This window comes from Embleya sp. NPDC005575, assembly GCF_040605455.1.
Classification (GTDB): Bacteria; Actinomycetota; Actinomycetes; order Streptomycetales; family Streptomycetaceae; genus Embleya.
In genome coordinates this window covers 19,770-32,774 of record NZ_JBEXCV010000025.1, presented here as the reverse complement: position 1 = coordinate 32,774, position 13,005 = coordinate 19,770, and the positions used below count along the sequence as shown (strand labels likewise).

Genomic DNA, 13,005 nt, shown 5'->3' with positions numbered 1-13,005 from the left:
CTGGGGATGCCCGGCCGCGTGACGGCATGTCAGGGATTCCCGGGGCTCACTTGGTGCGCAGCCGGGCCGCCGCGTGGGCCACACTGCGGGCGATTTCCTCCTCGTCGACCCGGGACAGGTGACCCTGTTCGACCACCTCGCGACCGTTCACCAGCAGCAGGGTCAGCGGCGCCGCCGCGCCCAGGACCAGGGCCGCGACCGGGTCGACGATGCCCGAGTGCAGCACGCCGTCCACCCGCCACATCGCCAGGTCGGCGAGCTTGCCGGGCTCCAACGAGCCGATCTCGCGCTCGCGACCGAGCACCTTCGCACCGCCCATCGTGCCCAGCCGCAGCGACTGACGGGCCGTCATCGCGCCCGGGCCGCCCCGCAGCCGGGCGATCAGCAGCGCGTTGCGCAGTTCCGTACCCAGTTCGCCCGACTCGTTGGAGGCGGTGCCGTCGACGCCCAGGCCGACCGGGATGCCGGCGGCCACCATCTCCGGCACGCGCGCGATGCCCGCGGCCAGCCGGGCGTTGGAGGACGGGCAGTGCGCCACGCCGGTGCCGGTGGCGGCGAACTTGGTGATGTCCGAGTCTTTCATGTGTACGCAGTGCGCCATCCACACGTCCTCGCCCAACCAGCCGACGCTCTCCAGGTAGTCGGTGGGGCCCATGCCGAATTTCTCCTGGCAAAAAGCCTCCTCTTCCACCGTCTCGGAGCCGTGGGTGTGCAGCCGGGCGCCCTTGGCGCGGGCCAACTCAGCTGCTCCGCTCAGCAGTTGCCGAGTGACCGAGAACGGCGAGCAGGGTGCGGCGGTGACCCGCACCATCGAGTCGAAGGACGCGTCGTGCCACGTGTCGATCGCCTCGGCCGTCGCGGCGAGCGCCGCGTCGGTGTCCTCGACGCACGCGTCCGGCGGCAGCCCGCCCTGCGACCGGCCGAGGTCCATCGAGCCCCGGGTGGGTTGGAAGCGCATCCCCAGTTCGGCAAGCGCGCGGATCTCCGCACCCAGGATGTCTCCGCCGTCCTTGGGGAAGACGTACGCGTGATCCGTGGAGGTGGTACAGCCCGAGCGCAACAGTGCGGCGGCCGAGCCCTGCGCGGCGGCGTAACACATTTCGTCGTCGATCCTCGCCCAGGTGGGATACAGCGCCACGAGCCAGTCGAAGAGGTTGCACTCCTGGGCGAGACCGCGGGTGATCCACTGGTAGAAGTGGTGATGCGTGTTGACCAGGCCCGGCGTGACCAGGTGGCCGGTTCCGTCGATCCGGCGCACGACGTTTTGCAGGCCGGCCGGGGCGGCTCCGGCGCCGACCGACTCGATGCGGTTGCCCGCTACCACGATGTGGCCGAAGGCGTGCTCGGTGTCCCGCGCGTCCACGGTCGCGATCGCGCAGTTCTCGATGACGATGCGGCCGAGGTCGGCGGCCTCGGCGGAGGTGCCGGCGGAGGTCTCTGTGGCGTTCACTGTGCCGTGCACTGCGGATTTCCCTGCGGATTTCCCTACAGACATGGGCAGTCCCCTTGCGGCAGCGGTCCAACGTGCGAACGTACCGCCGTCTGGTCCTGCGTGGGCCCCGGAGGCGGGACGGCGGATGGAGAATCCTCCGGGAGCGGATGCCCGACCGGCCGGTGTTCAGTCCACCGGAATCAATGGGGTGACAACCTCGCGGTGCACCGTGCCCCCGATCAAACCGTAGGGTCGATCGGCGGCGTAGTACACCTCCTTGTCGTTCTTGACGCCGATCTGCTCCATGTCGACGAGGAAGTGGTGCTAGTTCGGCAGCGACAGCCGAACCTCGTCCACCTCGTGCCGTTCGGCGTCGCGCCGGACCCGGACCACGCGGGTCTCCGCCTTGCCGTACCGGTTCTGGGCGAGCACCATCGGCATGCCTGTCAGCTCCCTCGATAGACGGAGTATCCGTATGGGTTGAGCAAGAGCGGTACGTGGTAATGCGTGCCGGGTTCGGCGGTGAAGACCACCTGGATCTCCGGGAAGAACGGCGTTTCGCCGCGGGCGCGGCGGTACGCGGCGACGTCGAAGACCAGTCGGACGTCGACCGGTCCGGCGTCCGGCCGAACACCCGGCGGCGGCAGGTCCGGGCAGCGGCCGTCCGCGTTCGTCGCGGACGTGCCCAGCACGGTCCACGTTCCGTCGGCGGCGCGCTCGGACAACTCGACCGGGACGTCGGTCGCCGGTCGGCCCTCGCTGGTGTCCAGGATGTGGGTGGAGATCACGCGGAGATCAGCCCTTCCAGGCGCAGGCGGTTGATCTTCCGCAGCTCCTCGCGGGTGACCTCCCACTCGGACGCCGGGTCGTTGTCGAGTCGGTGCCGCAGTTCGGCGAGCATCTCCGCGGCGCTGCGACCGCTCGCGCAGATCAGGAAGACCCGGCCGAACCGGCTCTCGTACGCGATGTTCCCGGCCCGCAGGTCGGCCAACACCGCGTCACCCGCCCGGTGGACGCCCGACTGTTCGCGTGCCGACTGCGGATCGTCCTGGCGCGGGCGGCCGATCACGGCATGGCCGTCGATCGCCTCGCGGAGATCGTCGGCGGTGAGCGCCGCCACCGCCTGGTCGGAACTGGTGTACAGCCTCTCCGGGTCGCCATAGGGCCGAGCCGCGAGCACCGCGCCGATCCAGGCACCGCTCGCACAGACCTCACCGAGCAGCCGGATCGCCTCGTCGGCGGACGCGTCGTTGAGCCTGTCGAGTCCTGGCGCTGACGACATCTCGGTTACCTCCTCACTCGGCGGGCACACCCGTCCGGAGGTGAACGCCGCACCCGAGGGGATACCCCGACGCGACGATGGCCGGAACGCTAGGCGCTCCCAATCTCCGCCGTCAACAGTTTGTTGAAGTCGGTCACCGGGGATCACAACTCGACGCGCCGGAAGCGCGGCGCACCGAAGTGCTCGCGTGGGGGTATTACTTCGCGCCGGGCGCGGTCGAGCCGGCGCCCGCCCGGGGCGGAGCCGCGTCGGGACGGCCGAGGCGGCCGAGCTCAGGTTCGGGTTTCTCGGTTGAGGTAGTTGTAGACCGTGAAGCGGCTGACGCCGAGGGCTGTGGCGACCGTTTCGACGCCGTGGCGGATCGTGAAGGCGCCGCGTTGTTCGAGGGTGCGGACCACGCGTTGTTTGGCCTCGCGGTCGAGGTCGGCCAGTGGGCCGTATTGGCGTTCCGCGTCGCCGAGGAGGCGATCGAGGGCGGTGCCCAGGCCCGGGAGGCGGACGGCGACGACCGGCTCGCCCTCCCAGTCCAGGATCACGTCGTCGGGGCCGGCTTCCTCCGGGGCGACGAATTGGGCGCCGATCGCGGTCACCAGGGGCTTGATCGCGGCGGACAGCGGGTGTTCGGCGGGGCTCACGCCCGGCCTCCCGGCGTTCTTGGCACGGTGGTGATCTGTACCGGGATCCGGGTCGCTCCGAGGCCGAGCGTGCCTCGGAACACCTGGTCGGGCGCCGCGCGGACGACGTCCGCTTCGCCCTCGGCGGTCGTGCCGAACGGGCCGACCTCCACGTCGAGGCCCGCCTCGTCGACGACCCGCCGGGCCTCCAGGGCATGGGCCGGCACGCCGTCCGGGTCGAACGGTTCGGTCGAGAACTCAATCCGCAATCGCACGCCCGAACCCTAGCGTCCGGCCGAACTCCGCACCGGGACCGCCCTTGACAAACTGTTGAAGTCGCGTGTGATGGAGGCGTACGGCTGCTCGGGCAAGCGCGCGGTCGAGCCGGACGAGATCGGATCGACCATCGAATGGGCCCGCGAGGAGGCGCAACGCACGTCACGCCCGGTCCTGGTGGAGATCATGATCGAGCGCGAGGCGAACACGCCGCACGGGCCCGCGATCGACGCGGTCGAGGAGTTCGAGCCGATTCCGTAGGCCGGAGCACGCACCCGAACGGGAGCGAAGCGGCGCACCGAACGGCACATCGGTTCCGCCCGGTGACGTGATCCCATAACCGGTGTCGCGCCCGCGTCGCCGGGCGGTCGCCGGCCCCGTCGATCCCTGCGAGAGCGGCGGCCACGTAGTTGACTGTGCCTCCGGACAGCCCACCCGAAGGAGCAGCGCATGGGACCGGTCGTCGTCCTGGCCGCCCCCGACAAGTTCAACGCGGGCGAGCCACCGGCCCGGGACCTGCTGAGCGATCGGGCCGAGCAGACACACGGAGCGGACCCGGAGGACGCGTTGTGACCCCTACCCCCACGCTGGTACTGCGCTCGCGCCGGGTGTTCACCCCGACCGGCGAGCAGCCGGCCGACGTGGTCGTGGCCGGCGACCGGATCACGGACGTGCTGCCGTATCGCACCGCCACCGGCGCGCCGGTCGAGGATCTGGGCGAACTCGCCCTGCTGCCCGGCCTGGTGGACACCCACGTACACATCAACGAGCCGGGCCGCACCGCATGGGAGGGCTTCACCAGCGCGACCAGGGCCGCGGCGGCCGGCGGCGTCACCACGCTGATCGACATGCCGCTGAACTCGATCCCGGCCACCGTCACGCTCGATGCGCTGCGGGTCAAGCAGAAGGTGGCGCGCGGCCGGGTGTACGTGGACGTGGGCTTCTGGGGTGGCGCGATCCCGGGCAACACCGACCAGCTGGAGCCGCTGCATCGGGGCGGCGTGTACGGCTTCAAAAGCTTCCTCGCGCCGTCCGGCGTCGACGAGTTCCCGCACGTGGACGCGGCCGAACTGGCCGAGGCGCTCACCGAACAGGCCCGGCTCGGGGCACTGGCGATCATCCACGCCGAGGCGCCACACGTGCTGGACGCCGCACCACAGGTGCCCGGCCGGGCGTACGCCGACTTCCTGGCATCGCGGCCCGACGCGGCCGAGACCGTCGCGGTGGCGCAATTGCTCGACACCGCCGGGCGCGTCGGTGCCCGGGTACACGTCCTGCACGTGTCCTCGGCCGACGTGTTGCCGCTCCTGGACGCCGCTCGAACAGCAGGGATCGCGGTCACCGCCGAGACCTGTCCGCACTACCTGACCCTGGCCGCCGAGGGCGTCCCGGCGGGTGACACCGCGTTCAAGTGTTGCCCGCCGATCCGTTCCCGGGACAACCGCGATCGGCTGTGGCGCGGGATCCGGGCGGGTTCGTTCGCCGCCGTGGTCTCCGACCACTCGCCGTGTACCGCCGACCTCAAACGGCTGGACGTCGGCGACTTCGCCGCGGCCTGGGGCGGCATCGCGTCGCTGCAACTGGGACTGCCCACGGTGTGGACCGAGGCCCGGTCCCGCGGCTTCGCACTGGCCGACGTGGCCGCGCTGATGTCTGCCGGCCCGGCCCGGCTGGTCGGGCTGGCCCGCAAAGGCGCGATCGCGCCCGGATACGACGCCGACATGGTCGCGTTCGACCCGGACGCGGTGTTCACCGTGCACCCCGCCGGACTGCATCACCGCAACCCGATCACCCCCTACGCGGGCCGTGCGCTCACCGGCGCGGTGCGCACCACGTGGCTCGCGGGCGCGCCCGTGGATGTGCACGGCAGCCCGCGTGGGCGGCTTCTGGACCGGACGGAGACCGCCTCGTGATCACCGCGGGGTGCGCGGCCACGGCCCGCCCCCACTCTTGCGAGTCGTCGCCGAGTCACGCCAACTCCCGCTCAGGAGAAGGAGATCAACCGTGAGCACCGATTTCACCGAATACGTCAACCTCGCCGCACGCGCCCTCGGAGCCGGCGTGGTGGCCGCCAACGACGAGTGGTTCGCCGAGAAGGAGAACCTGGTCAGTGCCGAACCGCCGGTGTTCACCCCGCATACGTTCGGGCCCAAGGGCCAGATCATGGACGGTTGGGAGACCCGCCGCCGGCGCGGCGCCTCGGCCGAGCACCCGCATCCCGAGGCGGACGCGCACGACTGGGCGATCATTCGGCTCGGCGTGCCCGGTGTGCTGCGCGGGATCGTGGTGGACACCGCGTTCTTCACCGGCAACCACCCGCCGAGCGCCTCGGTGGAGGCCGCGGCCGTACCCGGCACCCCCTCGGTGGAGGAACTGCTCGACCCGGCCGTGCGATGGACCACGATCGTCGCGCGCACCGACCTGAAGGGCGATACGGCGCACCCGTTCGCGGTCACCGCCGCACAGCGGTTCACCCACGTACGGCTGAACATCTTCCCGGACGGCGGCGTGGCCCGGCTGCGCGTGTACGGCGAGGCGGTGCCGGACCCGGCCTGGCTGGACGGGCTCACCGTGGACCTGGCCGCGCAGGAATACGGCGCGGTGGCCGAGGCGGCCAGCGACCGCTACTTCTCCTCGCCGCACAACCTCAACGCGCCGGGCCGCTCGCGGGTGATGGGCGAGGGCTGGGAGACCCGGCGCCGGCGCGACGACGGGCACGACTGGGTGCGGGTGCGCCTGGTCGGGCGGGCCGAGATCCTGGCCGCGGAGATCGACATCGACAACTACCTGGGCAATGCGCCGGGGTGGGTCGCGCTCGTCGGCAGCGACGCGGACGAGGACCCGAACGCGTGGTTCGAACTGCTGCCACGCACCCGGGTCCAACCGGACACCCGGCACCGCTTCCGGCTCACCGACGTGCGGCCCGTCACGCACGTCCGCATCGAGGTCTTTCCGGACGGTGGGGTGGCCCGACTGCGGCTGCCGGGCCGGCTGACCGAGGCCGGCCTGACGGCTCTTCGGAACCGTTTCCACACCCCGGACCTCCGGGACGCCCGAGCCCGCGGGCCACAGGCCGCAGCGAAGAACTTTTCGAAGCCCGATCAGGCCGGGTAGGCGCGCGCTTCGACGTCCTCGGATGCCGGGGCGCGCGCGCTCGGCCGTTCGGCAGACACCCGAGCAGACACCCGAGCAGACACCCGAGCAGGTGCCCGGGCGTGAACCGCACAGGCGACCGTACGTACATAGCCACTTCCACGCCCGTCCAGTCTCACCCGATCGGGTAATGGCCGGCTGCCTCCGCACCGGCAACGATTGTTCGCGCACACCGGTTCAGCCAGGGGAGCGGGCCGGTTCATCCAGGGGAGGCGGAATCGTTGTCGATCGATGCTGGGGCCGGCACGGAAAGTGAAGCCCAGGACACGCAGGCTCGTTCGAGTCTTGCGACGGCAGCGGCGCGAAATCTCGCGACCACCACCAAGACCGTCCCGCAGATGCAGGACATCACGTCGCGGTGGCTGCTCAAGATGTTGCCGTGGGTCCAGGTGTCGGGTGGTACGTACCGGGTCAACCGGCGGTTGAGTTACCGGGTCGGCGACGGGCGCGTGCAGTTCGTCCAGACCGGGTCCGAAGTCCGGGTGATTCCGGCCGAGTTGGGCGAGCTGGCCCCGCTGCGCGGGTTCGCGGACGACGAGGTGCTGCGCGCGCTGGCGGACCGCTTCGTGCGCCGGGAGTACGCGGCGGGGGAGACGCTCGCGACGATGGGTGAGCCGAACGACCGGGTGGTCCTGGTCGTGCACGGCAAGATCGCCAAATCCGGGGTGGGTCCCTACGGCGATCGCACCTCGCTCGGGCTGCATGGCGACGGCGACCACTTCGGCGAGAAGATGCTCGTCGACCGTCAATCGTCGTGGGGGTACACGGCCACGGCGGCCACTTCGGTGATCGTGCTGGAGCTGGCCAGGGACGCCTTCGACGGCCTGCACGCCGACAGCCTGCGCGAGCACCTCGCGGAATACGCCGAGGGCAGCAGCCGCCCGCAGAACGCGAAGGGCGAGGCGGAGATCCCGATGTCCGCCGGCCACCACGGCGAGGCGGTACTGCCGGGCAGCTTCGTGGACTACGAACTCAAGCCGCGTGAGTACGAGTTGAGCGCGGCGCAGACCGTGCTGCGGGTGCACAGCCGAGTTGCCGACCTGTACAACCAGCCGATGGATCAGATCGAGCAGCAGCTGCGACTGACCATCGAGGCGTTGCGCGAGCGGCAGGAACACGAGCTGATCAACAATCCCGAGTTCGGTCTGCTGCACAACGCGGACTACGAGCAGCGCATCCAGGCCCAGGCCGGCCCGCCGACGCCGGACGACATGGACGAGCTGCTCAGTCGCCGCCGCGGCTCCCGGTTGTTCCTGGCCCACCCGCGCACCATCGCCGCGTTCGGCCGCGAGTGCAGCCGGCTCGGCCTGTACCCGACCACGGTCGACGTGGGCGGCAACCAGATTCCGGCCTGGCGCGGCGTACCGATCTTCCCGTGCAACAAGATCCCGATCTCCGAGGCGCGCACCAGTTCGATCCTGGTGTTGCGTACGGGTGAGGACGACCAGGGCGTGGTGGGTCTGCACCAGACCGGCCTGCCGGACGAGTACCAGCCCGGCCTGTCGGTGCGTTTCATGGGTATCAACGAGCAGGCGCTGATCTCCTACCTGGTCACGGCGTACTACTCGGCGGCGGTGCTGGTGCCCGACGCGCTGGGCGTGCTGGAGAACGTGGAGATCTCCCGGGCCAGGTGACAAAGGTCATGAAGATCACGAAAGTGTGTCGAATGGGTCGTTTGCGGTTATAGGTCGGGTTGGACGTCGCGCGATCAACGGACGCGCGCGGTCAATCGCGACAGGAGACCCGAGACATGGGCATCGACGACAACATCCGCAACAAGGCCCAGGACGCCGGCGGCAAGGCCAAGGAGAAGCTCGGCGAGGCGACCGGCAACGAGGATCTGCGCGACGAGGGTCAGCAGGACCAGGGCTCGGCCAAGGCCAAGGAAGCCGCCGCGGGCGCCAAGGACAAGGCCAACGAGGCGATCAACAAGATCAAGGGGTCGATGAAGCGCGACTGACCCCCTGCTCACTCCAGCGCCCCATGAGGCCCCCGGCTCAAGCCGGGGGCCTCACGACGTATCCACCGCGGGCGCGTCGTCGAGCGTGTTGGTGTGGCGATTATTGGTCGCGATCTCACCGGCACCTACGCGTCCGCATTTGCCCGGCGGTGTGACCATCGCCCACGCCAAAGCCACCGCATTTGCCGAGGCGCTTTACCGGAATGTCGAGGAGATGGAAATCTTCTTCGAGCGTGGTGTCGCGCATCTGCCGCCACCGAAACCCGAATAGGAGCCGATAGGGATGACCACACCCGGTGGCGGACGGGAATCCGGGTCGACGCGTTCGGAATTTTCCGGGACTTCCGGGAATATCGTCCAAGCGCGTCCCCGATGGTCGGTTGTACGTCGACCTCCGCGGTTCTGGAAACCGGAACTGACGGTGTCTCAGGTCTCGGTGAGGTGTTCCGGCCGAACCGGTACCCGGTTCAGCGGTAGGCCGGTCGCCGCGCGGATCGCCGCGACGATGGCCGGCGTGGAGGAGAGAGTGGGTGCCTCGCCGGCCCCGCGCAGGCCGTAAGGCGCGTTGGGATCGGCCAGTTCGAGCACGTCCACCGGCATCGGCGGGGTGTCGAGAATGGTGGGGATCAGGTAGTCCGTGAAGGACGGGTTCCGAACCTTGCCGTCCCGGACGATGATCTCCTCCATCACCGCCAAACCCAACCCCTGGGTGCTGCCGCCATGGATCTGGCCGACCACGGCGAGCGGATTGATCGCCTTGCCGACGTCCTGCGCGGCGGCCAGTTCGACCACCTTGACCAGGCCCAGTTCCACATCCACGTCCACGACCGCGCGGTGCGCGCAGAACGTGTACTGGACGTGTCCGAAGCCCTGTCCGGTGACCTTGTCGAACGCCTGGGTCGGGCGGTGGCGGAACTCGGTCGTCTCGTCCACCGGTTCGTCGCCGAGCAGGTCCACCAGGTCGGCGACCACCTCGCCCGCGGCGGTGAGCACCTTGCCGCCGGACAGACGCAGGCCCGCCGCGAACGCGGGCGCCCAGCCGTACCGGTCCCGACCCCGAGCGAGCAGCACGGTGCGCACCGCCTCGGCCGCCTGCTTCACCGCGCCGCCGGTCATGTACGTCTGCCGGGACGCGGACGTCGAACCGGCCGAGCCCACCCGGGTGTCCGCCGGCGCGATGGTCACCTGGTCCACACCCAACTCGGTGCGCACGATCTGCGCGTGCACGGTGATCCCGCCCTGCCCGACCTCGGCCATCGCGGTGTGCACCAGCGCGACCGGCGCGCCATTGATCACCTCGAGCCGGACCCGCGCGGTCGAGTAATCGTCGAAACCCTCGGAGAAGCCGACGTTCTTGATGCCCACCGCGTAGCCGATACCGCGCACGACGCCTTCGCCGTGCGTGGTGTTGGACAGCCCGCCGGGCAGCTCGCGCACGTCCGGCCCGTCCGCCGTGAGCCAGTTCTCCGCCTCCGGCAGCGGCATCGCCTTGACCCGCCGGAGCAGCTCGGCCACCGGCGCCGGGGCGTCCACGGCCTGTCCGGTGGGCAGTACCGAGCCCTGCTCCATCGCGTTCATCCGGCGCAACTCGACCGGATCCAGGTCAAGTTCGGCGGCCAGTCGGTCCATCTGCGTCTCGTAGCCGAAGCACATCTGCACCGCGCCGAAGCCGCGCATCGCGCCGCACGGCGGGTTGTTGGTGTACACCGCGGTCGAGTCGACCACCGCATGAGGGATCACGTACGGACCGATGCCCAGCGAGGCCGCGTTGCCGACCACCGCGGGCGACGCGGACGCGTAGGCGCCGCCGTCCAGCACGATCTCGGCCTTGACGAAGACCAGCCTGCCGTCCCGGGTGGCACCGTGCTCGAACACCATCGTCGCGGGGTGGCGGTGCACGTGGCCGAAGAACGACTCCTCGCGGTTGTAGACGATCTTGACCGGCTTGCCGGTGTGCTGCGCGAGCAGGCACGCGTGCACCTGCATCGAGATGTCCTCGCGCCCGCCGAACGCACCGCCGACGCCGGCCAGGGTGAGCCGCACCTTCTCCGGCGGCAGGCCCAGCACCGGGCACATCTGCTGCCGGTCCACGTGCAGCCACTGGGTGGCGATGTACAGGTCGATGCCGCCGTCCTCGGCCGGCACCGCGAGACCGGACTCCGGGCCCAGGAACGCCTGGTCCTGCATGCCGACCTCGTACTCGCCGCGCACGATCACGTCCGCGAGCGCCCGTACCTCGGCCGAATCCCCGTCGCCGTGGTGGATGTGCTGGCTGTGCACGATGTTGCCGAAGGCGTGGGCCTTGTAGTCGGCGGGGGCGTGCACGTAGCCGTACCGCTCCGGGTCCAACGCCTCGACCGGCCCGATCGAGGGCAGCACGTCGTACTCGACCACGATCTTGGCGATCGCGCGCCGCGCGGTCTCGGGATGGTCGGCCGCGACGATCACGATCGGCTCGCCGTGGAAGCGCACCTCGTCGATGGCGAGCACCGGCTGGTCCTGGATCTCCAGGCCGTAGTACTTGCTGCCCGGGATGTCCTCGTGGGTGAGCACCGCGTACACACCCGGCTGGGCGAGCGCCGCGGACACGTCCAGGGACAGGATCCGGGCCCGCGCGTGCGGGCTGCGCAGCGCCATGCCCCACAGCATGTCCTCGTGCCACAGGTCCGAGGAGTAGGCGAAGTCGCCCCTGACCTTGAGGATGCCGTCCGGCCGCAGCGGTGAGGCGCCGATGCCGTCCCGGCCGGGAGCGGTCACGTCCTGGAGGTTCTTCGGCTTGGTCGGACCGGCCATGGCTCAGCCCTCCAGCCCGGTGGAGGCCGCGTCGCGGGCGTCCGCCTTGCGGGCCGCGGCCAGGCGGACCGCGTCCATGATCTTCTCGTAGCCCGTGCAGCGGCACAGGTTGCCGGAGAGCGCCTCGCGGATCTCCGCGTCCGAGGGGTGGTGCGCCCGGTTCAACAGGTCGTGCGTCTGGACCACCAGGCCCGGCGTGCAGAATCCGCACTGCACGGCGCCCGCGTCCACGAACGCCTGCTGGACCGCGTCCAGCGTGTCGCCGTCGGCCAGGCCCTCGACGGTGCCGACCTCGCGGTCCTGCACCTGGCCGGCCGCGACCAGACACGAACAGACCGGATCGCCGTCCAGATAGACCGTGCAGGAGCCGCACTCGCCCTGCTCGCACGCGTTCTTGGAACCGGGCAGCCCGACCCGCTCGCGCAGCACGTAGAGCAGGCTTTCGCCCTCCCACACGTCGTCCGCCTCGGTCGGGCGGCCGTTCACGGTGAATGTGACCCTCATGCGGCGGCCCTCCCGGTGGCGCGGTGGTCGTTCCAGGTCCAGAGCAGGGTGCGGCGCGCCATCACGGCCAGCGCATGCCGGCGGTAGGCGGCCGAGCCGCGCACGTCGTCGATCGGTGAGGCGGCCTGCGCCACCAGTTCGCCGAAGCGCTTGGCGGTCGCCACGGGGAGCTCGCCGCCGGAGGTCCACAGGCCCGTGTCGTCGAGCTCGGCACGGATGAACGCCTCGGCCTCGCTCGCCCGGAGCGGGGTGGGCGCGGCGGAGCCGATCCCGGTGCGCACGTCGCGGGCCCGCGGGTGCAGCGCGACCGCGAACGAGCAGACCGCGATCACCATCGCGTTGCGCGTGCCGATCTTGGCGAACTGCTGCGGTCCGGTCGCCGAGGGGATGTGGATCGTCCGGATCAGCTCGTCCGGCTCCAGCGCGTTGCGCTTGACCCCGACATAGAAGTCGTCGATCGGGATCAGTCGGGCGCCGCGCACCGAGGCGGCCTCGACCGTGGCGCCGGACGCGAGCAGCGGCGGGTGCGCGTCGCCGGCCGGCGACGCGCCGCCCAGGTTGCCGCCGACCGAGCCCCGGTTGCGGATCTGTGGCGACCCGACCGTGCGCGCCCCCAGTGACAGGCCCGGGAGCCGGTCGTGCAGCGCGTCGATGATCTTCGAGTACGGCACGGAGGCACCGAGGCACACGGTGCCGTCGTCCTCGATCTGCCACGTGTGCAGCTCGTGGATACGGTTGAGATCGAGCAGTGCGTCCGGACGATGCCGGTCGAAGTTCAGTTCGACCATCACGTCGGTGCCACCGGCGATCGGGACCGCGGACGGGTGCTGCGCCTTGACGGCGAGCGCCTCCTCCCACGTCGCGGGCCGCAGGAATTCCATGACGGGTGTCTCCTTCTGCCTTGCGTATGGCCCTACCGTCCTTGTACCCGTCGCGGGGGCGCTTCGCTTCGGGCCTGACCGGATCGGAGGGTGCGAAACAGTACACCGAG

14 protein-coding genes and 1 pseudogene are annotated in these 13,005 nt (G+C 70.5%); 6 read left to right on the top strand and 9 right to left on the bottom strand.

Features of this window, described 5'->3' with window-relative positions; all coding sequences use genetic code 11:
- Positions 1–46: 46 nt before the first annotated feature.
- The 6 genes and pseudogenes from ABZS54_RS11580 to ABZS54_RS11555 form a co-directional block, all read right to left on the bottom strand.
- The gene (locus ABZS54_RS11580; protein ID WP_355533716.1) at positions 47–1,450 is read right to left on the bottom strand and encodes an 8-oxoguanine deaminase; all 1,404 of its coding nucleotides are present in this window, start codon (positions 1,448–1,450) and stop codon (positions 47–49) included.
- Positions 1,451–1,618: 168 nt separating this feature from the next.
- A pseudogene (locus ABZS54_RS11575) lies at positions 1,619–1,798 on the bottom strand (urate oxidase); the annotation flags it as partial.
- Between the two features lie 80 nt (positions 1,799–1,878).
- Positions 1,879–2,220, bottom strand: a complete 342-nt coding sequence (gene uraH / locus ABZS54_RS11570) for a hydroxyisourate hydrolase (RefSeq protein WP_355533653.1) — start codon at positions 2,218–2,220, stop codon at positions 1,879–1,881.
- Positions 2,217–2,714, bottom strand: coding sequence for a 2-oxo-4-hydroxy-4-carboxy-5-ureidoimidazoline decarboxylase (gene uraD / locus ABZS54_RS11565; RefSeq protein ID WP_355533651.1), 498 nt, complete (start codon positions 2,712–2,714; stop codon positions 2,217–2,219). The genes uraH and uraD overlap by 4 nt, the downstream gene beginning before the upstream one ends.
- A 272-nt stretch (positions 2,715–2,986) precedes the next feature.
- Positions 2,987–3,349, bottom strand: a complete 363-nt coding sequence (locus ABZS54_RS11560) for a helix-turn-helix domain-containing protein (RefSeq protein ID WP_355533649.1) — start codon at positions 3,347–3,349, stop codon at positions 2,987–2,989.
- Entirely contained in the window at positions 3,346–3,603 is a 258-nt protein-coding gene (locus ABZS54_RS11555; RefSeq protein WP_355533647.1) for a thiamine-binding protein, read from the bottom strand. Before ABZS54_RS11555 ends, ABZS54_RS11560 begins: the two co-directional genes overlap by 4 nt.
- Positions 3,604–3,658: 55 nt before the next feature.
- On the opposite strand from ABZS54_RS11555, the gene ABZS54_RS11550 reads away from it, so the two are divergent.
- From ABZS54_RS11550 to ABZS54_RS11525, 6 genes are all read left to right on the top strand, one after another.
- Positions 3,659–3,865 carry a hypothetical protein gene (locus tag ABZS54_RS11550; protein WP_355533645.1) on the top strand — a complete coding sequence of 69 codons (207 nt, stop codon included), beginning with the start codon at positions 3,659–3,661 and terminating at the stop codon, positions 3,863–3,865.
- A 189-nt stretch (positions 3,866–4,054) separates the two neighbouring features.
- Positions 4,055–4,177 carry a hypothetical protein gene (locus tag ABZS54_RS11545; protein ID WP_355533643.1) on the top strand — a complete coding sequence of 41 codons (123 nt, stop codon included), beginning with the start codon at positions 4,055–4,057 and terminating at the stop codon, positions 4,175–4,177.
- Complete coding sequence (gene allB, locus ABZS54_RS11540) at positions 4,174–5,517, top strand: allantoinase AllB (protein ID WP_355533641.1); 1,344 nt, start codon at positions 4,174–4,176, stop codon at positions 5,515–5,517. Before ABZS54_RS11545 ends, allB begins: the two co-directional genes overlap by 4 nt.
- Before the next feature lie 91 nt (positions 5,518–5,608).
- On the top strand, positions 5,609–6,718 hold the full coding sequence (gene alc, locus ABZS54_RS11535) for an allantoicase (RefSeq protein WP_355533639.1): 1,110 nt from the start codon (positions 5,609–5,611) through the stop codon (positions 6,716–6,718).
- A 260-nt stretch (positions 6,719–6,978) separates the two neighbouring features.
- On the top strand, positions 6,979–8,391 hold the full coding sequence (locus tag ABZS54_RS11530) for a family 2B encapsulin nanocompartment shell protein (protein ID WP_355533637.1): 1,413 nt from the start codon (positions 6,979–6,981) through the stop codon (positions 8,389–8,391).
- Between the two features lie 116 nt (positions 8,392–8,507).
- Complete coding sequence (locus tag ABZS54_RS11525; RefSeq protein WP_355533635.1) at positions 8,508–8,717, top strand: CsbD family protein; 210 nt, start codon at positions 8,508–8,510, stop codon at positions 8,715–8,717.
- Positions 8,718–9,143: 426 nt separating this feature from the next.
- Here ABZS54_RS11525 and pucD read toward each other — a convergent pair whose 3' ends face one another.
- From pucD to ABZS54_RS11510, 3 genes are read right to left on the bottom strand one after another with little or no spacing between them, the layout of a single operon-like run.
- Positions 9,144–11,510: a xanthine dehydrogenase subunit D gene (pucD, locus tag ABZS54_RS11520; RefSeq protein ID WP_355533633.1), complete on the bottom strand. Its 2,367-nt coding sequence runs from the start codon at positions 11,508–11,510 to the stop codon at positions 9,144–9,146.
- A gap of 3 nt (positions 11,511–11,513) precedes the next feature.
- Positions 11,514–12,014 (bottom strand): (2Fe-2S)-binding protein, encoded by a 501-nt coding sequence (locus ABZS54_RS11515; protein WP_355533631.1) that lies wholly within the window; start codon positions 12,012–12,014, stop codon positions 11,514–11,516.
- Complete coding sequence (locus ABZS54_RS11510; RefSeq protein ID WP_355533629.1) at positions 12,011–12,895, bottom strand: xanthine dehydrogenase family protein subunit M; 885 nt, start codon at positions 12,893–12,895, stop codon at positions 12,011–12,013. The genes ABZS54_RS11515 and ABZS54_RS11510 overlap by 4 nt, the downstream gene beginning before the upstream one ends.
- Positions 12,896–13,005: the final 110 nt, after the last annotated feature.

Coding starts and splice junctions, on each gene's coding strand:
- uraD (WP_355533651.1), bottom strand. CDS start 2,714: ATGTCGTCAGCGCCAGGACTCGACAGGCTCAACGACGCGTCCGCCGAC.
- ABZS54_RS11545 (WP_355533643.1), top strand. CDS start 4,055: ATGGGACCGGTCGTCGTCCTGGCCGCCCCCGACAAGTTCAACGCGGGC.
- ABZS54_RS11525 (WP_355533635.1), top strand. CDS start 8,508: ATGGGCATCGACGACAACATCCGCAACAAGGCCCAGGACGCCGGCGGC.
- pucD (WP_355533633.1), bottom strand. CDS start 11,510: ATGGCCGGTCCGACCAAGCCGAAGAACCTCCAGGACGTGACCGCTCCC.
- ABZS54_RS11515 (WP_355533631.1), bottom strand. CDS start 12,014: ATGAGGGTCACATTCACCGTGAACGGCCGCCCGACCGAGGCGGACGAC.
- ABZS54_RS11510 (WP_355533629.1), bottom strand. CDS start 12,895: ATGGAATTCCTGCGGCCCGCGACGTGGGAGGAGGCGCTCGCCGTCAAG.